Annotated in this window: 20 protein-coding genes, 1 tRNA gene and 1 riboswitch; of the genes, 14 read left to right on the forward strand and 7 right to left on the reverse strand. The window is 70.8% G+C overall.

The genetic code is table 11. The features are described 5' to 3' along the window. Positions 1–77 precede the first annotated feature (77 nt). The 3 genes from rph (at position 78) to rdgB (ending at position 1,941) form a co-directional block, all read left to right on the forward strand. Positions 78–803 (forward strand): ribonuclease PH, encoded by a 726-nt coding sequence (gene rph / locus OG299_RS24670; RefSeq protein WP_030158627.1) that lies wholly within the window; start codon positions 78–80, stop codon positions 801–803. 105 nt (positions 804–908) lie between these two features. Then, positions 909–1,295 carry a hypothetical protein gene (locus tag OG299_RS24675; RefSeq protein ID WP_266628939.1) on the forward strand — a complete coding sequence of 129 codons (387 nt, stop codon included), beginning with the start codon at positions 909–911 and terminating at the stop codon, positions 1,293–1,295. Positions 1,296–1,335: 40 nt separating this feature from the next. Continuing rightward, the gene (rdgB, locus tag OG299_RS24680; protein WP_327362642.1) at positions 1,336–1,941 is read left to right on the forward strand and encodes an RdgB/HAM1 family non-canonical purine NTP pyrophosphatase; all 606 of its coding nucleotides are present in this window, start codon (positions 1,336–1,338) and stop codon (positions 1,939–1,941) included. Positions 1,942–2,006: 65 nt separating this feature from the next. Here rdgB and OG299_RS24685 read toward each other — a convergent pair. The 4 genes from OG299_RS24685 to bcp all read right to left on the reverse strand — a co-directional run bounded on the left by OG299_RS24685 (position 2,007) and on the right by bcp (position 4,065). After that, positions 2,007–2,090: transfer RNA gene (locus OG299_RS24685), tRNA-Leu, on the reverse strand. Positions 2,091–2,132: 42 nt separating this feature from the next. Continuing rightward, positions 2,133–2,816 carry an HNH endonuclease gene (locus OG299_RS24690; protein ID WP_327362643.1) on the reverse strand — a complete coding sequence of 228 codons (684 nt, stop codon included), beginning with the start codon at positions 2,814–2,816 and terminating at the stop codon, positions 2,133–2,135. Further along, entirely contained in the window at positions 2,813–3,451 is a 639-nt protein-coding gene (locus OG299_RS24695) for an HNH endonuclease (RefSeq protein ID WP_327362644.1), read from the reverse strand. Before OG299_RS24695 ends, OG299_RS24690 begins: the two co-directional genes overlap by 4 nt. Before the next feature lie 146 nt (positions 3,452–3,597). Continuing rightward, entirely contained in the window at positions 3,598–4,065 is a 468-nt protein-coding gene (gene bcp, locus OG299_RS24700) for a thioredoxin-dependent thiol peroxidase (protein ID WP_327362645.1), read from the reverse strand. Between the two features lie 115 nt (positions 4,066–4,180). Between bcp and OG299_RS24705 the strand changes: the two genes are divergently transcribed. The 3 genes from OG299_RS24705 (at position 4,181) to OG299_RS24715 (ending at position 5,371) form a co-directional block, all read left to right on the forward strand. Next, positions 4,181–4,498: a DUF3618 domain-containing protein gene (locus tag OG299_RS24705; RefSeq protein ID WP_327364590.1), complete on the forward strand. Its 318-nt coding sequence runs from the start codon at positions 4,181–4,183 to the stop codon at positions 4,496–4,498. 46 nt (positions 4,499–4,544) lie between these two features. Beyond that, positions 4,545–4,889, forward strand: coding sequence for a GroES family chaperonin (locus OG299_RS24710; protein ID WP_327362646.1), 345 nt, complete (start codon positions 4,545–4,547; stop codon positions 4,887–4,889). Between the two features lie 52 nt (positions 4,890–4,941). Then, positions 4,942–5,020, forward strand: a riboswitch (guanidine-III (ykkC-III) riboswitch). A gap of 30 nt (positions 5,021–5,050) precedes the next feature. Next, the gene (locus OG299_RS24715; protein ID WP_030158619.1) at positions 5,051–5,371 is read left to right on the forward strand and encodes a DMT family transporter; all 321 of its coding nucleotides are present in this window, start codon (positions 5,051–5,053) and stop codon (positions 5,369–5,371) included. Positions 5,372–5,427: 56 nt separating this feature from the next. Here OG299_RS24715 and OG299_RS24720 read toward each other — a convergent pair whose 3' ends face one another. Continuing rightward, positions 5,428–7,875: a transglycosylase domain-containing protein gene (locus OG299_RS24720; protein WP_327362647.1), complete on the reverse strand. Its 2,448-nt coding sequence runs from the start codon at positions 7,873–7,875 to the stop codon at positions 5,428–5,430. 187 nt (positions 7,876–8,062) lie between these two features. Here OG299_RS24720 and OG299_RS24725 point away from each other — a divergent pair, with 187 nt between their 5' ends. The 5 genes from OG299_RS24725 (at position 8,063) to OG299_RS24745 (ending at position 13,043) form a co-directional block, all read left to right on the forward strand. Beyond that, entirely contained in the window at positions 8,063–8,878 is an 816-nt protein-coding gene (locus tag OG299_RS24725; RefSeq protein WP_266628950.1) for an ABC transporter permease, read from the forward strand. Continuing rightward, positions 8,871–9,743, forward strand: a complete 873-nt coding sequence (locus OG299_RS24730) for an ABC transporter permease (RefSeq protein WP_266628952.1) — start codon at positions 8,871–8,873, stop codon at positions 9,741–9,743. The genes OG299_RS24725 and OG299_RS24730 overlap by 8 nt, the downstream gene beginning before the upstream one ends. Positions 9,744–9,749: 6 nt before the next feature. After that, positions 9,750–10,718 (forward strand): ABC transporter ATP-binding protein, encoded by a 969-nt coding sequence (locus tag OG299_RS24735; RefSeq protein WP_266628954.1) that lies wholly within the window; start codon positions 9,750–9,752, stop codon positions 10,716–10,718. Positions 10,719–10,884: 166 nt separating this feature from the next. Beyond that, positions 10,885–11,577 (forward strand): DUF1707 SHOCT-like domain-containing protein, encoded by a 693-nt coding sequence (locus OG299_RS24740; protein WP_327362648.1) that lies wholly within the window; start codon positions 10,885–10,887, stop codon positions 11,575–11,577. Positions 11,578–11,735: 158 nt separating this feature from the next. Next, complete coding sequence (locus OG299_RS24745) at positions 11,736–13,043, forward strand: DUF445 domain-containing protein (RefSeq protein ID WP_327362649.1); 1,308 nt, start codon at positions 11,736–11,738, stop codon at positions 13,041–13,043. 33 nt (positions 13,044–13,076) lie between these two features. Here the strand turns inward: OG299_RS24745 and OG299_RS24750 are convergent, their stop codons facing one another. After that, on the reverse strand, positions 13,077–13,376 hold the full coding sequence (locus tag OG299_RS24750; RefSeq protein WP_266628960.1) for a hypothetical protein: 300 nt from the start codon (positions 13,374–13,376) through the stop codon (positions 13,077–13,079). 73 nt (positions 13,377–13,449) lie between these two features. Continuing rightward, the gene (locus OG299_RS24755) at positions 13,450–13,635 is read right to left on the reverse strand and encodes a hypothetical protein (RefSeq protein ID WP_266628962.1); all 186 of its coding nucleotides are present in this window, start codon (positions 13,633–13,635) and stop codon (positions 13,450–13,452) included. Positions 13,636–13,789: 154 nt separating this feature from the next. Here OG299_RS24755 and OG299_RS24760 point away from each other — a divergent pair, with 154 nt between their 5' ends. From OG299_RS24760 to OG299_RS24770, 3 genes are all read left to right on the forward strand, one after another. Beyond that, positions 13,790–14,326 (forward strand): GNAT family N-acetyltransferase, encoded by a 537-nt coding sequence (locus OG299_RS24760; protein WP_266628964.1) that lies wholly within the window; start codon positions 13,790–13,792, stop codon positions 14,324–14,326. 161 nt (positions 14,327–14,487) lie between these two features. Then, the gene (locus OG299_RS24765) at positions 14,488–15,477 is read left to right on the forward strand and encodes a hypothetical protein (protein ID WP_327362650.1); all 990 of its coding nucleotides are present in this window, start codon (positions 14,488–14,490) and stop codon (positions 15,475–15,477) included. A gap of 31 nt (positions 15,478–15,508) precedes the next feature. After that, positions 15,509–15,967, forward strand: a complete 459-nt coding sequence (locus tag OG299_RS24770) for a very short patch repair endonuclease (protein ID WP_327362651.1) — start codon at positions 15,509–15,511, stop codon at positions 15,965–15,967. Positions 15,968–16,034: the final 67 nt, after the last annotated feature.

A 16,034-nucleotide genomic window follows, 5' to 3' on the forward strand; every position in this document is an offset into this window, starting at 1 on the left:
ACCCCTCCACGAGGCCCCGTCCCGCACGTACCCGGACGGGGTCTTCGCGTATCCGCGTACCGACTAGGCTCGGACGCATGTCTCGCATCGACGGCCGCACGCCCGAACAGCTCCGCCCGGTCACCATCGAACGAGGATGGAGCAAGCACGCCGAGGGCTCCGTCCTCATCTCCTTCGGCGACACCAAGGTCTTCTGCACCGCCTCCTTCACCGAAGGCGTCCCCCGCTGGCGCAAGGGCAGCGGCGAGGGCTGGGTCACCTCCGAGTACTCGATGCTGCCCCGCTCCACCAACACCCGCGGCGACCGCGAATCCGTACGCGGCAAGATCGGCGGCCGCACGCACGAGATCTCCCGCCTCATCGGCCGCTCCCTGCGCGCCGTCATCGACTACAAGGCGCTCGGCGAGAACACCATCGTCCTGGACTGCGACGTCCTCCAGGCCGACGGCGGCACCCGCACCGCCGCCATCACCGGCGCCTACGTGGCGCTGGCCGACGCCGTCGCGTGGGGCCAGCAGAAGAAGCTGATCAAGGCCGGCCGCAAGCCGCTCACCGGCACCGTCGCCGCCGTCAGCGTCGGCATCGTCGACGGAGAGCCGCTGCTCGACCTCTGCTACGAGGAGGACGTGCGCGCCGAGACCGACATGAACGTGGTCTGCACCGGAGACGGCCGCTTCGTCGAGGTCCAGGGCACCGCCGAAGGCGAGCCCTTCGACCGCAAGGAGCTCAACGCCCTCCTGGACCTGGCCGCCGGCGGCTGCGCCGACCTCGAGGCCATCCAGCTCGGCGCGCTCCAGCTCTAGACAGAACCACAGGGGCCGCTGCTGCGTCCCCCTGGTTACGGGCGCACGGTGTCAAAGCCGTGCGCCCGTCCTCGCATCCGTGTCGATCCCCGGGAGACCCGAACCATGAACCCGAAGCACCGCATAGCGGCGGTCGTGCTCGCCGCGGCTCTCGCCGTCCCGGCGCTGACGTCCTGTGACGCGATCTCGACGGCCATGGACTGCGCGAACACGGCGGTGGCCATCACGGACGGCGCGAACGACCTCCAGCAGGCGGTCTCCCAGGCCGGCAACAGCCCGCAGGACGCCCAGAACGCGCTGAACCAGATCGAGACGAACCTCAAGAAGGTCGGCGACCAGACGGACAACGCCGACCTGAGCAAGGCCGTCTCCTCCATGACCACGGCGGTGAAGAACGTCCGCACGGCCATCGAGAACGGCAACGCCACCCCGGACATCCAGCCGGTCGCCGACGCGGCGAAGGAACTGTCGAAGGTCTGCACCCCGGGCTGAGCCGCCACCCCCGCTCGAAGGGGGCCGGATAATGGGCGGCATGACCAGCCGCCTGATCCTCGCCACCCGCAACGCGGGCAAAATCGCCGAGCTCCACGCCATCCTGTCCGACGCCGGCCTGCCGCACGAGCTGGTCGGCGCGGACGCGTACCCGCAGATCCCGGACGTCAAGGAAACGGGCGTCACCTTCGCGGAGAACGCCCTCCTCAAGGCCCACGCCCTGGCCCAGGCCACCGGCCTGCCCGCGATCGCCGACGACTCCGGCCTCTGCGTGGACGTCCTGAACGGCGCCCCCGGCATCTTCTCGGCGCGGTGGGCGGGCGCGCACGGCGACGACAAGGCGAACCTGGACCTGCTGCTGGCCCAGCTCGGGGACATCGCCGACGAACACCGCGGAGCCCACTTCGCGTGCGCGGCGGCCCTGGCCCTCCCGGACGGCACCGAACGCGTGGTCGAAGGCCGCCTTCTGGGCACCCTCCGCCACGCCCCCTCAGGCACCGGCGGCTTCGGCTACGACCCGATCCTCCAGCCCGAGGGCGACACCCGCACCTGCGCGGAACTCACCCCGGCGGAGAAGAACGCCATCTCCCACCGGGGCAAGGCCTTCCGCGCCCTGGTCCCGTTCATCCGCGCCCTGCTGGGCTGAGCCCGTCCCCCGAACACGCCGAAGGCCCCGCACGCGGTACTCGCGCACGGGGCCTTCGTTCAGGGTGCGGCCGGAGGGACTCGAACCCTCAAGGGATTTCTCCCACAACTACCTAAAAGTTGCGTGTAGGCCAATTCCACCACGGCCGCCAATATCTGACCAATTCGGACATTGGGTCAGACTGGCTGCGCTCAGTCTACGACTGCGGAGGTCTGGCGGTCGACATCATTGCGCCGCCGGCCTCCCCGGCACCATGTGGTGGTGATGGCGTGGCAGTTGGGGCAGAGTAGTCGCAGGTTCTCGCGACGGTCGTCCCTCCAGTCGCCGTTGATGTGGTCCACCTCCAGCGTCATGGGGCGCCCCCGCCATTCCGGAGCCGTACCGCAGCGGTCGCACCCCTCAGGGACGCCGGTCTCGTGGAGGGCCCGGCGCAGCAGTCGCGTCTTTGTGCGCTGCTTGCCCTCATGCCTGACGAGAATGGCTTCCGCCGTTTTGACCGGTGTGGGGCCGGGCTTTCCGCGCTGGTGCGCCTGCCCCAGGAAGTGCGACGTGTCCAGGCCGTCGTCCATGACCCAACCGTGCAGGCGTGCGCGTTGTCGGCTGGTGTCCGGCCAGTCAAGTCGTCGAAGAGTTCCGGCGATGCTGAGGGACTCGGCTATCGCCTGTCGGAGCAGCTCCTTGGAAGGGCGGTCGCGACCACCCGACGGCCGAAAATGGGAGACGTCTATGCCGAAGTGGGCGAAGCGCTTCATCAGGTATCGCCCGAGGTACCCGTACGGCGGTGTGCCGAGGTGCGCGATCACCTCGTCGATGCCGCCGCATCGCGCGGCGGCATCGGCCGGCACGTCCCGCGTGTAGCCATTGCTGCGGCTCATCGGCCGACCTTCCCGCGCCCTCGGTACGAGTCCGTCGTGGAGTGGCAGTTGGGGCACGGGAGGCGCAGGTTTTCCGGGCGGTTGTCGCGCCAGTCGCCGTTGATGTGGTCCACCTCCAGTGGGAGCGGCTCGCCCAGCCAGACGGGCTCGGTGCCGCAATCGGCGCAGCGCTCCTCGGCGCCGAGCGCGACCATGGCCCGCTTGAGCCGTTCGCCGGGGACCCGGCGAGCCCGCTCGGGTGTCTGTTCCGCGAGGAGCGACTCCGGCGTCCTGCGGGGGTGGTACCGGCCTGCACCGGAAGCCGTCGTGAAGTGCGAGGTGTCTAGCGCCAGGGCTTTCACCTTGCGGCTGATGTGCGTGTGGTGGCCGCCCACGTTCTCCAGCCCCAGGCGCCGCAGTACTTCGCACATGTTCGTCGAAGCGGATACCGCCTCCTGGAGGACCTCCTTCGTCCACTTCGCGCCCTCCTGCTCGAAGTGCGAGACGTCCACCCCCAGTCGCCGCATCCGATCGTGGAGGTAGCGGCGCGAGCCGCTCTTCGGGTCCACCCCCAGTTTTTCCAGCGCTTCCGTCAGCGTCCGCGACGTCCTCGCCGCCTCCGCCAGGCGTTCCTCCGTGTACGGGCTGATCGGCATCCCGGCCCCCTCCGTTCCCGGCCACGTGTGCGGCTCTCGTACGGAGTAGCGGGGCGATAGTCGGACAGTTACGGGTTGTTTCGTCCGATAAGCGGAGCGACCCGTACCGGGTGGGTGCGGGCCGCTGCCGGGGAGGGTGAGTGTCGTCAGATGCCGAGGTCCTTGATGATCTTGGCTACGTGGCCCGTGGCCTTGACGTTGTAGAGGGCGCGTTCGACCTTGCCCTCCTCGTCGACGATCACCGTGGAGCGGATGACCCCGGTCACCGTCTTGCCGTACAGCTTCTTCTCGCCGAACGCGCCGTAGGTCTCGAGGACCTTCTTCTCGGGGTCGCCGACCAGGGTGACCTTCAGGTGCTCCTTCTCGCGGAACTTCGCCAGCTTCTCCGGGTTGTCCGGGGACACCCCGATCACGTCGTAGCCGGCCTCGGCCAGCACCGCCAGGTTGTCCGTGAAATCGCAGGCCTGCTTCGTGCAGCCCGGCGTCAGCGCCGCGGGGTAGAAGTACACGATCACCTTGCGGCCCTTGTGGTCGGCGAGCGAGACCTCGTTGCCGTCCGCGTCGGGCAGGGTGAAGGCGGGGGCGGTGTCGCCCGGCTGGAGTCGCTCGCTCATGTCAACAGTCTCCTCGGGAGGGGATCGGTACGGTCCGAGACTAAGCTGACAGACTGTTCATGGTGGGCTACGCCCCCTATTCGAACCCGACGACGACGGAGGCAGCGCGGTGCCCGTGCCCGAAGCCAGGACCCCCGCACAGATCGAGGCGGACATCGTCCGCCGCCGCGAGCAGCTCGCCGAGACGCTCGACGAGATCGGCGTGCGCCTCCACCCGAAGACGATCATCGGGGACGCGAAGGCCAGGGTCGCCTCGACCGTGGACCACACCGCCGGGCGTGCCGTCGTCGCCGTGAACCGCCTCCTGACGGACGTACGGGACAGCCTGCGCCACGAGGACGGCGCCCCGCGCTTCGAGCGGATCGCGCCCATCGCGCTGGTCGCGGTCGGTGTGGTCGGCCTGCTCGTGGCGTCGGCGCGGCGCAAGCGCTGATGACCCTGCGGCGCACGGACCGGGCGCGGACGGGTAGGTTCGTGGCGTGAGCGACAACACCACCACCCACGACAAGCTGCCCATCCGCATGCTGCACGACCGTGTGCTCGTGAAGTCCGACTTGCCGGAGGGTGAGCGGCGCTCGGGCGGCGGCATCCTGATTCCGGCGACCGCTGCCGTGGGCAAGCGGCTGGCCTGGGCCGAGGTGGTCGCGGTCGGGCAGAACGTACGCAGCGTGGAGCCGGGGGACCGGGTGCTGTACGACCCCGAGGACCGGGCCGAGGTCGAGGTGCGGGGTGCGACGTACGTGCTGATGCGCGAGCGGGATCTGCACGCCGTGGCCGCGGAGAGGCTGGAGGGGTCCAAGGACTCCACCGGGCTGTACCTGTAGTGGATCGATCGTCGAAGGGCCGGTGACCGGGGTCACCGGCCCTTTTGCCTGCGCTTTGCTACGGTGGTGGGGAACCCCCGACGAGACGCGCCGTACCGGGTAGCCGTGGCTGTACGACAAGACGACGCACCCCGTTCGCTCTCGTTCCGGAGGTGCCTGTCATGGCCTGGGTTCTGCTTCTCGTCGCCGGCCTGCTCGAAGTCGGCTGGTCGATCGGCATGAAGTTCACGGAGGGGTTCACCCGGCTGTGGCCGAGCGTGTTCACAGGTGCCGGGATCGTCGCCAGCATGGTGCTGCTCTCGTACGCCGCCAAGACCCTGCCGATCGGTACCGCGTACGGCGTGTGGGTGGGCATCGGTGCGGCCGGTGCCGCGGTGCTGGGCATGGCGGTGCTGGGTGAGCCCGTCACCGCCGCCCGGATCTTCTTCATCTGCCTGCTGCTGGTCGCCGTGGTGGGGCTGAAGGCGACCTCCGGTCACTGATCCGTCGCCCCCCGTTCGGGGTACTTCCGGGATTTTGGCTGCTGCGGCTGTTGCGGCTATTCCAGGTATTCCGACGGGGGGCGGCTGCGCAGGCGGCCGCCGGTGACGCCGCCCAGGGCGCCGGCGGCGGCGCCGGTCGTGGTGCCCGATGTCGTGGCGCCGGTGGTCCCGGTGGTCCCGGTGGTCGTCCCGGTGGTGGTGCCCTCGTTGCTCTGGCCTCCGGTCGTGTCGCCTTCCGTGGTCCCGCCCTCGGTGTCCTGCCCCTGGTTCCGGCCGCCCTGGTCCTGTTCGCCGTCCGGCGGTGTCGGCCGGTTCGGGCGGTTCGGGCGGTTCGGCCGGCTCGGCGGTGCCGGGGACTCCGGGGCGCTCTCGTCCGGCGTCGGTTCCGGGCTGCTCGGGATGAACGGCGGCGGGGACGGGGCGGCGCCCGGCTGGAGTTCGAGGTCGAAGTCCAGCGGGTCGCTGCCCTCCAGGGCGGTCTTCGTGTACTGCGCCCAGATCCGGGCCGGGTAGCCGCCGCCCCCGATCCGGGCCTCGTCGAGCGCCCCGTACAGGGATTCCAGGGCGCCGGTGTCGGGGTCCTGGCCCATCATCGAGACGACCGTGACCAGGTCCGGGGTGTACGCCGCGAACCAGGCGGAGCGGTCCAGTTCGCCGGTGCCCGTCTTGCCGGCGGACGGGTGTCCGGCGGCGAGGGCGGCCGTACCGGTGCCGTTGTCGACGACGCTGACCAGCATGGACGTGGTGGTGTCGGCGGCTTCGCGGCTGACGGCCTGCTTCGGGGTGCGGTCGGGCAGGCGGATGCTGTCGCTGCCCTTGGTGACCTTCTCGACGAGGGTGTACGGGGTGTAGCGGCCGTGGTCGGCGAGGGTCGCGTAGGCCTGGGTCATGTCCAGGACGCTGGCCTGCATGGTGCCGAGGGCCATGGCGGGACTCGCCACGAAGTTCGGTGTGTTCTCGGGGATGCCGAGGTCGATGGCGGTCTTCTTGACCTTGGCGGTGCCGACGTCGACGACCATCTGGGCGAACACGGCGTTGACGGAGAGGTCGGTGGCGGTGGTGACGGGGATGTTCCCGTACGACAACTGGCCCTCGTTCTCGGGGGCGTACGGGGTCCGGGTGCCGACGACGCGGCGCTTGTTGTCGCCGTTGTAGAGGGTGTTGGGGGTGATCAGGCGACCGTCCTGGGTGCGCGAGTCGTTCTCGACAGCGGCGGCGAACACGAACGGCTTGAAGGTGGAGGCCACTTGGTAGTCGTGCCGGGTCGCGTTGTTGACGTACTGCTTGGTGTAGTCGATGCCGCCGTACATGGCGACGACCTTGCCGGTCGCCGGGTCGATGGAGACCCCGCCGGCCCGTACGACGCGGTCGGCCTTGCGGGCTTCCGGGTCGAGTTTGCTGACCATCTTCTCGTCGACGGCGTCGACGAAGGCGTTCTGGCGGCGCTTGTCGATGGTGGTGGTGATGCGGTAGCCGCCCTCGGCGAGGGTCTTCTCGTCGAGGATCTTGTGTTCGACGATGTAGTCCTTGACGGCCTCGACGAGGTAGCCGCGCTGTCCGGAGAGGCCGGCGGCGGGGCGGACCTTGCCGGGTTCGGGGAACTGCGTCGCGGTCCGCTCGCCCGCGGGCAGCCACTGCTTTTTGACCATGCCGTCGAGTACGTAGTTCCAGCGGGCGAGCGCGCGGGTGCGGCTCTGGGGGTGCGCGACGACGTCGAAGGCGCTGGGGGAGTTGAGGAGCGTGGCGAGGTACGCGCCTTCGGCGGTGGTGAGTTTGCCGACGTCCTTGCCGTAGTAGGCCTGGGCGGCGGCCTGGATGCCGTAGGCGTTGCGGCCGAAGTAGCTGGTGTTGAGGTAGCCCTCGAGGATGTAGTCCTTCGATTTTTCGCGGCCGAGTTTGATCGCGATGAAGAACTCTTTGACCTTGCGCGTGATCGTCTGTTCCTGGCCCAGGTAGTAGTTCTTGACGTACTGCTGGGTGATGGTCGAGCCGGACTGGGTGCCCTTGCCGGTCGCCGTGTTCCAGGCGGCGCGGATCATCGCCTTGGGGTCCACCGCCCGTTCGGAGTAGAAGTCCCGGTCCTCCGCGGCCAGTACGGCCTCCTGGACCGTGCGGGGGATCTGCGAGAGCGGGACGTTGACGCGGTTGACCTCGCCGTCGCGGGCGAGCTGGGAGCCGTCGGCGTAGAGGTAGAGGTTGGACTGAGCGGTGGCGGCTGCGTTGGCGGGCGGGATGCGGACCAGCAGGTAGCCGGCGATGAGGGCGCCGATGACCAGCAGGGCGAGCAGCAGGACGGCGCCGAGGACCATGCGCCAGGTGGGGACGAGGCGGCGCCAGCCGGTCCGCTTCCGTTTCCGCTCGGCCTTCTCGGCGGCTCTGCGCGACTGCTTCTCGCCGGACGGCCGCTGCGGCTTCCTCGGCTGCTGCGACTCCTGCGCGGGAGGTCCTGCGGGGGTGTCCGGGTCACGAGGGGTCCAGCCCGGTGGTGGTGACTGGTCGCTCATCGCCAGGACTCCTCGACGCCGTACGAAATATCCACATCTGTACTCCGTGTTGTCTACCTGATGACCGCTCATTCCGCTTCGGACGGGCGTAAATCGGTCGCGTGGATCGCCCCTCCGCACTAAGCTCGCGCGCTTTGGCCGACGTAGGAACGACCGGGGAAAACGGAGGGATACGGTGCGCCAGGCAATGGCTCGCAGAGCGTGGCTCTATCCGGCCGTCGCGGCCGGCGGGTTCAGGCGCTACGCCACGTACGGGACGGCGACGGCGGCAGGGGTGTTCACCAACACCGTCTTCGGCTTCATCCTCGCGTACACGTACATCGCGCTGTGGGACGAGCGGCCCGGACTCGGCGGCTACGACCAGGCGCAGGCGCTGACGTTCGTCTGGGTGAGCCAGTCGCTGCTCGCCGCGGGCGCGCTCATCGGCGGCGGCTTCCAGGAAGAGATGCAGGAGCGCATCCGTACGGGTGACATCGCCGTCGACCTGTACCGGCCGGCCGATCTGCAGATGTGGTGGCTCGCGGCCGATCTGGGGCGCGCGGGCTTCCAGTTGCTCGGGCGCGGGGTGGTGCCGCTGCTCGCGGGGGCGCTGGCGTTCGAGCTGGCACTGCCCGTCGATCCGGTGCGCTGGCTGCTGTTCCTGGTGTCCGTCCTGCTCGCGCTGGTCGTCAGCTTCGGGATCCGGTACCTGCTGGGGCTGGCCGCGTTCTGGCTGATGGACGGGACCGGGATCAACCTGATGGCCGTCGTCGTCACGATCTTCTGCTCCGGGATGCTGCTGCCGCTGACGGTGTTCCCGGGCGGCTTCGGCGAGATCGTCCGCGTCCTGCCGTGGGCGGCGATGATCCAGGTGCCGCTGGACGTGCTGATGGGCGTGCACTTTGGCGCCGGGGGCGCGGTGCGGGCGCTGGGCTTCCAGGCGGGATGGGCGTTCGTACTGCTGGGCACGGGACGGCTGTTGCAGTCGGCGGCGACGCGGAAGGTGGTGGTCCAGGGTGGCTGAGGCGGTGGTGGCCGCGGCGCGGCGGCCCGGGGAACTCGCGGACGTACCGCCGCGGAACCGGACCGTGGAGGGGCTGCGCGGCTACGGGCTGATCGTGGCGATGTGGGTCCGGTCGACGATGACGTACCGGACGTCCTTCCTGCTCTCCACGTTCGGGAACGCGGCGATCACGCTCCTCGACTTCGTCGCGATCTGGATCATGTTCTCGCACGTGGACGTGCTCGGCGGCTTCGCGCTGCCCGAGATCGCCCTGCTGTACGGCTCCGCCTCGGCCTCCTTGGGCCTCGCGGACCTGCTCCTCGGCAATACGGACCGCATCGGCGTCCGGATCCGCGACGGCTCGCTCGACACCATGCTGGTGCGCCCGGTCCCGGTGCTCGCGCAGGTCGCGGCGGACCGCTTCGCGCTGCGGCGGGTGGGGCGGATCGCGCAGGGCCTGGCGGTGCTGGTCTGGGCGGTCTCCGAGCTGGACGTGGACTGGACGGCCGGGAAGGTGTGGCTGATGCCGGTGATGGTCGTGGCCGGGGCGGCGATCTTCGGGGCGGTGATGGTGGCCGGGGCGGCGTTCCAGTTCGTCGCCGGGGACGCCGCGGAGGTGCAGAACTCCTTCACGTACGGCGGGAACACGATGCTCCAGTACCCGCCGACGGTGTTCGGGAAGGACCTGCTGCGCGGGGTCACCTTCGTCGTGCCGCTGGCCTTCGTGAACTGGCTGCCCGCCCTGTACGTGCTGGGGCGGCCCGATCCGCTGGGGCTGCCGGGGTGGGTGGCGTTCCTGAGCCCGCTGGTGGCGGTGGTGGTGTTCGTACCCGCGTCGCTGGTGTGGCGTGCGGGTCTTCGTTCGTACCGGAGTACGGGGAGCTGAGCGGCTGTGGGCACGGATGTGCTGATCGAGCTGGACGGGGTCGAGAAGGTCTTCGACGTACGGCGCCGGGTGGGCCTGATGCGGCGGGAGAAACGGCAGGTCAGGGCGGTTGACGGGATCAGCTTCGAGGTGGCGCGGGGGGAGGTGGTCGGCTACATCGGGCCCAACGGCGCCGGGAAGTCGACCACGATCAAGATGCTGACCGGCATCCTCACCCCCAGCGGCGGCCGGCTGCGCGTCGCGGGGATCGACCCGGCGCGGGAGCGGATGCGGCTGGCGCACCGGATCGGGGTGGTGTTCGGGCAGCGGACCACGCTGTGGTGGGACCTGCCGCTGAAGGACTCGTACGGGCTGATGCGGCGGATGTACCGGATCCCGGCGGCGCGGTTCAAGGAGAACCTGGAGCGCTGCGTGGACCGCCTCGACCTGGCCGAGCTGCTCGACGTACCGGTGCGGCAGCTGTCGCTGGGCCAGCGGATGCGCGGGGACATCGCGGCGGCGCTGCTGCACGATCCGGACGTGCTGTACCTGGACGAGCCGACGATCGGGCTCGACGTGGTGAGCAAGGCGAAGGTACGGGGCTTCCTGCGGCAGTTGAACGCGGAGCTCGGCACGACCGTGCTGCTCACGACCCATGACCTGCAGGACATCGAGCAGCTGTGCGAGCGGGTGATGGTGATCGACCACGGGCGGCTGATGTACGACGGGGCGCTGGGCGGTCTGCACTCGATGGGGGAGGGCGGCGGCGAGCGGACGCTGGTGGTGGACCTGGAGCGGGAGCTTCCGGAGATCAGCGTGCCGGGGGCGCGGGTGGTGAAGGTGGACGGCCCGCGGCAGTGGCTGGCGTTCCCGGCGGGGACCTCGGCGGCGCCCCTGGTGGCGGAGGTGGCGGCGCGGTACCCGCTGCTGGACCTGTCGGTCCGGGAGCCGGACATCGAGGACGTGATCGCGCGGATGTACGCGGGGCGGGGGTGAGGGGGCGGGAGCGGTCCGGGTGGCCCGGGGGGCCGGTGGCCCGGGCTGAGGGCTAAGGGCTAAGGGCTGAGGGCTAAGGGATAAGGGATAAATCAGGGGCGAGCGGGGGTCGGAGCCAGGGCTGGGGCCATACAACTCCCTTGCGTGGCTGCATAGGCTGTTCCCCATGACTGACGAGCGGCCGGAGAAGCCGTTGCCGGAGCTGAGGGCGTCGGACGCCGACCGTGACCGGGTGGTGGAGCGTCTGCGGGACGCCGTCGCCGAGGGCCGGATCGACATGGAGGAGTTCGAGGAGCGGCTGGAGGCTGCGTACAAGTCGAAGACGTACGCCGAACTGGAACCGCTGACCAGCGACTTGCCGGCACCGGGCGCACCCTCGATGGCGATTGCTGCGTCGGGCCCGGCCCCGGTGCCTGCTTCGGGGGACGGCTCGTGGACGTCCAGGATCGGGGGCGCCGGTCTGCCGGCGGGATCGTCGCCGGCCGTCGCGGTCATGTCGTCGTTCCAGCGCAAGGGCAACTGGACGGTGCCCGCCCGCCTGGACGCGGTGGCGTTCTGGGGCGGCGGCGAGCTCGACCTGCGCGAGGCGAACTTCGCGCAGCGGGAGGTGGTCATCAACTGCGTCGCGATCATGGGCGGGATCCAGATCACCGTCCCGCCGGGCGTGGACGTCGACGTCCGGGGCTTCGGCTTCATGGGCGCCTTCGATCAGCGCGACACCCCGGGCCCGGTCGCCCCGGGTGCCCCGCGGGTGGTCGTGACGGGCTTCGCCTTCTGGGGCGGCGTCGAGATCAAAACCAAATCCCCCAAGCGCCCCAAACCCCTGCCCGGCGGCCCGAACCTCCGCAAGGAGCTGTAGCGGGGATCGGGGCGGGGGCGTGTGTCGCCGAGCCCGGTCGGGCCGTACGGGCCGCCCGGCCCCTCGCGGGCGGTGAAATCGGCGTGCCGGGAACTCCTCGGACCTCCGGGGAGTCGGATGCTATGCAGACACCGGCGCCCGGGGGAAGGGAGGAGCACATGGACAACCGCACCAACGCCGTAGGCACTGGCACTGGAACCGGCGGCTTCGTGTTCAGCGAGGCCGACGAGGAGCGCCGGCGCGGCGTCCGCCGGATGAAGACCACCGCCACCGGTCTGCTGATCCTGGTCGCGCTGGTCTACGTACTGACCACCTGGGCAGAGCACTCCGGAGCCGGCGGCTGGGCCGGCTACGTCCGGGCCGCCGCCGAGGCCGGCATGGTCGGCGCGCTCGCGGACTGGTTCGCCGTCACCGCGCTGTTCCGGCGCCCGCTCGGCCTGCCCATCCCGCACACCGCGATCATCCCGACCAAGAAGGACCAGCTCGGCGTCTCCCTCGGAGAGTTCGTCGGCGAGAACTTCCTCTCCCCGGACGTGGTCCGCGCCCGCCTGCACGCCCTCCGGATCGGCAGCCGGCTCGGAGCCTGGCTGGCCGAGCCCGCGCACGCGGACCGGGTCACGGCCGAGCTGGCCACCGCGCTGCGCGGAGCCCTGACCGTACTGCGCGATTCCGATGTGCAGGCCGTCGTGGGCGAGGCCATCACCCGGCGGGCCGAGACCGCCGAGATCGCGCCGGGGATCGGCAAGACGCTGGAGAAGGTCGTCGCGGACGGCGGGCACCGCCGCGTCGTCGACCTCGTCTGCGTCAAGGCCCACGACTGGCTGGTGACGCACGGGGAGTCGGTGATGGGCGCGGTCCAGGGCGGCGCGCCCGGCTGGACCCCGCGGTTCGTGGACCGCAAGGTCGGCGAGCGCGTGTACAAGGAACTGCTCCGCTTCCTGACCGAGATGCGGGACATGCCGGAGCACCCGGCGCGCGGGGCGGTGGACCGGTTCCTGACGGACTTCGCGGCCGACCTCCAGTCGGACAGGGACACCCGGGCCCGGGTGGAGCGCCTGAAGTCCGAGATCCTGCAGCGCGAGGAGGTCCAGGACGTGATCGCCTCCGCCTGGACCGCGATCCGGTCGATGATCATCTCGGCGGCGGAGGACGAGCAGAGCGAGCTGCGGCTGCGGGTCCGCTCCTCGCTGCTGTCGCTGGGGGCGCGGCTGGCGACGGACGGCCGGCTCCAGGACAAGGTGGAGGGCTGGATCGAGGGCGCGGTGGTGTACGTGGTGACGAACTACCGGGCCGAGATCACCTCGCTGATCACGGACACGGTGGCCGGGTGGGACGCCGAGCACACATCGCGGAAGATCGAGGCCCACATCGGCCGGGACCTGCAGTTCATCCGCATCAACGGCACGGTGGTCGGCGCCCTGGCCGGACTGCTGATCTACGCGGTGTCGCAGGCGTTCGGCGCGTAGCCGGGCAGCCGCCGCCCACCCGGCCCGGCTGCCTCAGCCGCGGTCGGCGACGGCCCAGGACGCGGTCGCCACGACGGCCGCGGCCCCGAGGACGGCCGGCCAGGCCCCGACCTTCTTGGCCAGCGGGTGCGCGCCCGCGAAGCCGGCGAGGTACAGCGCGCCGAGCCCGGCCGCCGCGGGGGTGCCGCCGCGCCGGTGCCATTCCCGCCCGGCGGCGAGCCCGGCGGCGCCGAGCACGACACCGCCCAGCGGACGCTTCTTGGTCCACCGGGCGACGGCGTACCCGCCGACCAGTCCGGCGGCCGCCACTGCGGAACTCGGTACGCGCGCCATGCCCACTTGCCCACTCCTCAAGTCGTCTGATCTGACGGATCTCACTTGTACTGCTCCTGCGAGTGCTACGAGGCTAACGCGGGGGCTTGACCACCCGGCGGGCCCCCAGCGCCCCCAGCACGAGCACGGCCCCGCCGATCACACCGTCCGGCACGGCGTCCTTGACGGCGCGCGGCAGCAGTGCCACCACGCCCAGGACGAGAAGGAAGGCGAGCACGCACCGGCCGGTGGCCCGAAGCAGTCTGTCGAGTCCGTACACGGGTTGCTCAACGCGCCGCGGGTCCCCCCGACACGGAGTGCGGGGAGGGGATTTGTCGCACACTCGCCGGATCCGTGCGATACGTGCTCCAGGAACCGGTCCGGCATAGATTGACTCTCCCATCCCAAACGGGAAAAAGAGGAGCTCGGACATCGTGATCTGCTACGGACAGGCCGTCCTCGACCTCGCGGACGAACTGGTCGACGCCTATGCCGACGTCTTCTCCGCTCCGCCGTGGAACGAGGACGAAGAAACCATTCGCCAGTTCGCGGTCCGCCTCCAGGCCGACGCCCGGCGCCGCGGTTTCCGTACGGCTCTCGCCCAGTCGACGGCCGGCATCGACGGCTTCGCCACGGGCTGGCTCACCCCGGCGTCCTTCCCCAAGGCCCGCGGGTACACCCAGGTCGCGGCGCAGCTGGGCCCGGAGCGGGTGCGGGAACTCCTGACGGGTGCGCTGGAGATAGGCGAGCTCGCCGTACGCCCCTACGCGCGCGGCCACGGCACGGGCCGGGCCCTGCTCACCGAGATCACCGCCGACGCCCCGGACCGGCGGGCCTGGCTGCTGACCTCCCGCCTGGCGACCGACACGGTGGCCACGTACCGGCGCCTGGGCTGGCACGAGGTCACGGCCCGGCCGGGCACGCAGACAGGGGTGATCGTCTTCCTGTCCCCGGACCACCCGGGCCGCTAGGGAGGTGTCTTCGGCCCGACGCGACACACCTCGCGCCGTTGTGCCGTCGTCGAAGCGCGCCGATACGAGCACCGAACGACCAGGGCTGATCCGGCGTGACCGGGCGTGACCGGAAGGCCGGCCCGGGGGTGTCGGCGGCTCACGCCGGGCATACCCGCGGCATGATCACACCGAAGCCGCTGCTGCGCAGGCAACTCAACCTGGCCACCCGCCACCAGCTCGCCGCGTCCGGGATCCCGGACGGCACGATCACCTCCCGCACCCGCCCGGGCGGGCCCTGGCAACGCTTACTGCCGCGGGTCTACTTGCTCCAGACCGGGCCCCCGGACCACCGCCAACGCGCCCTCGCCGCCGTCCTGTACGCCGCCGAGCCCGCCGCGGACCCGCTGTCCGGCGAGACGGCCGTCCTCACCGGCGCCGCCGCCCTGGCCCTCCTCGGCATCCGCGACGTCCCGCACACACCGGCCGACGTCCTGGTCCGCGCCCCGCGCCGGCTCACCGGCATCCCGGAGGTCCGCCCGCTGGCCACCGCGCGCTGGCCGCGCACCATCGCGGTGTCCGGCGTCCCGAGCACCCGCCCGGTGCGGGCGGCGGCCGACTTCGCCTCCCGGGCCGGGGATCCGGCGCGCATCCGCTCGACCCTGGCCCATGTCGTCCAGGCCGGCTGGTGCCACCCGCAGGACCTGCACGCCGAGCTCCGCGCGGCCCGCCTCCTCACCCGCCCGGCGATCCGCGCCGCCGCGTCGGAACTCGTCGCCGGGGTCCGCTCGATCGCCGAGGCCCTGGCCCGGGACACCCTCACGGCTACGGACCTCCCGACCCCGCTGTGGAACGCCCGCCTGTACACCCCGGACGGCACCTTCCTGGCCAGCCCGGACGCGTACTGGCCCGACGAGGGCGTAGCCCTGGAGATCGACTCGGCGGAGTACCACTACACCCGCGACGCCTGGCACGCCACCCTCCTGCGCCGCCTGTGCCTGGAGTCCCACGGCATCCTGGTGATCAGCGCAACCCCGTCGATGATCCGCGACACCCCCACCGAGGTCATCGCAGCCCTCCGCACCCTCCTCACCCTGGCCACCACCCGCCCCACCCCACCCACAGCCCAAGCCCGCGGCCACCAACAGCTGGCCTTTCCCCTCGGGTGGTGATCAAGCGGTTCGGGGCGGCGACAATGGATGTGTGGAGACACTCGAGACGACGGCCGTGGTGCGTCGGCGCATGAGCCGCCAGAAGAGCCGCAACACCGGGGTCGAGGTTGCCCTGCGCAAGCTGTTGCATGGCTCCGGGCTGCGTTACAGGATTCACCGGCGCCCCGTGAAGGGCGTTCGCCGGGAGGCGGACATCGTGTTCGGGCCCGCGCGTGTGGCGGTCTTCGTCGACGGTTGCTTTTGGCACGGCTGCCCGGAGCATGCGACCTGGCCTCGGAACAACGCAGACTTCTGGCGGAAGAAGATCGAAGGCAACCGGAGCCGGGACCTCGACACGGACGCCCGCCTTTCCGATGCCGGCTGGCTTTCCGTGCGGATCTGGGAGCACGACGACCCGGCCGAGGCGGCGGAGCGGGTCATCGCCACGGTTGCGGAACGTCGTGAGGCGCTCGGTGCCCCTGTGAGAAATGGCCGCAGCGAAGTTATTTGACAGAGAGAGAATGTCAAATACCGCTGTTAGGCTGCGCATTGCCGATCGTCTTGCATGGCGGTGACGG

The sequence above is a fragment of the Streptomyces sp. NBC_01296 genome (assembly GCF_035984415.1).
Lineage (GTDB): Bacteria > Actinomycetota > Actinomycetes > Streptomycetales > Streptomycetaceae > Streptomyces.

Excerpts from the sequence above, each read along its gene's own strand:
- rph (WP_030158627.1), top strand. The coding sequence starts at position 78 with ATGTCTCGCATCGACGGCCGCACGCCCGAACAGCTCCGCCCGGTCACC.
- OG299_RS24675 (WP_266628939.1), top strand. The coding sequence starts at position 909 with ATGAACCCGAAGCACCGCATAGCGGCGGTCGTGCTCGCCGCGGCTCTC.
- rdgB (WP_327362642.1), top strand. The coding sequence starts at position 1,336 with ATGACCAGCCGCCTGATCCTCGCCACCCGCAACGCGGGCAAAATCGCC.
- OG299_RS24690 (WP_327362643.1), bottom strand. The coding sequence starts at position 2,816 with ATGAGCCGCAGCAATGGCTACACGCGGGACGTGCCGGCCGATGCCGCC.
- OG299_RS24695 (WP_327362644.1), bottom strand. The coding sequence starts at position 3,451 with ATGCCGATCAGCCCGTACACGGAGGAACGCCTGGCGGAGGCGGCGAGG.
- bcp (WP_327362645.1), bottom strand. The coding sequence starts at position 4,065 with ATGAGCGAGCGACTCCAGCCGGGCGACACCGCCCCCGCCTTCACCCTG.
- OG299_RS24715 (WP_030158619.1), top strand. The coding sequence starts at position 5,051 with ATGGCCTGGGTTCTGCTTCTCGTCGCCGGCCTGCTCGAAGTCGGCTGG.
- OG299_RS24720 (WP_327362647.1), bottom strand. The coding sequence starts at position 7,875 with ATGAGCGACCAGTCACCACCACCGGGCTGGACCCCTCGTGACCCGGAC.
- OG299_RS24725 (WP_266628950.1), top strand. The coding sequence starts at position 8,063 with ATGGCTCGCAGAGCGTGGCTCTATCCGGCCGTCGCGGCCGGCGGGTTC.
- OG299_RS24740 (WP_327362648.1), top strand. The coding sequence starts at position 10,885 with ATGACTGACGAGCGGCCGGAGAAGCCGTTGCCGGAGCTGAGGGCGTCG.
- OG299_RS24745 (WP_327362649.1), top strand. The coding sequence starts at position 11,736 with ATGGACAACCGCACCAACGCCGTAGGCACTGGCACTGGAACCGGCGGC.
- OG299_RS24750 (WP_266628960.1), bottom strand. The coding sequence starts at position 13,376 with ATGGCGCGCGTACCGAGTTCCGCAGTGGCGGCCGCCGGACTGGTCGGC.
- OG299_RS24765 (WP_327362650.1), top strand. The coding sequence starts at position 14,488 with ATGATCACACCGAAGCCGCTGCTGCGCAGGCAACTCAACCTGGCCACC.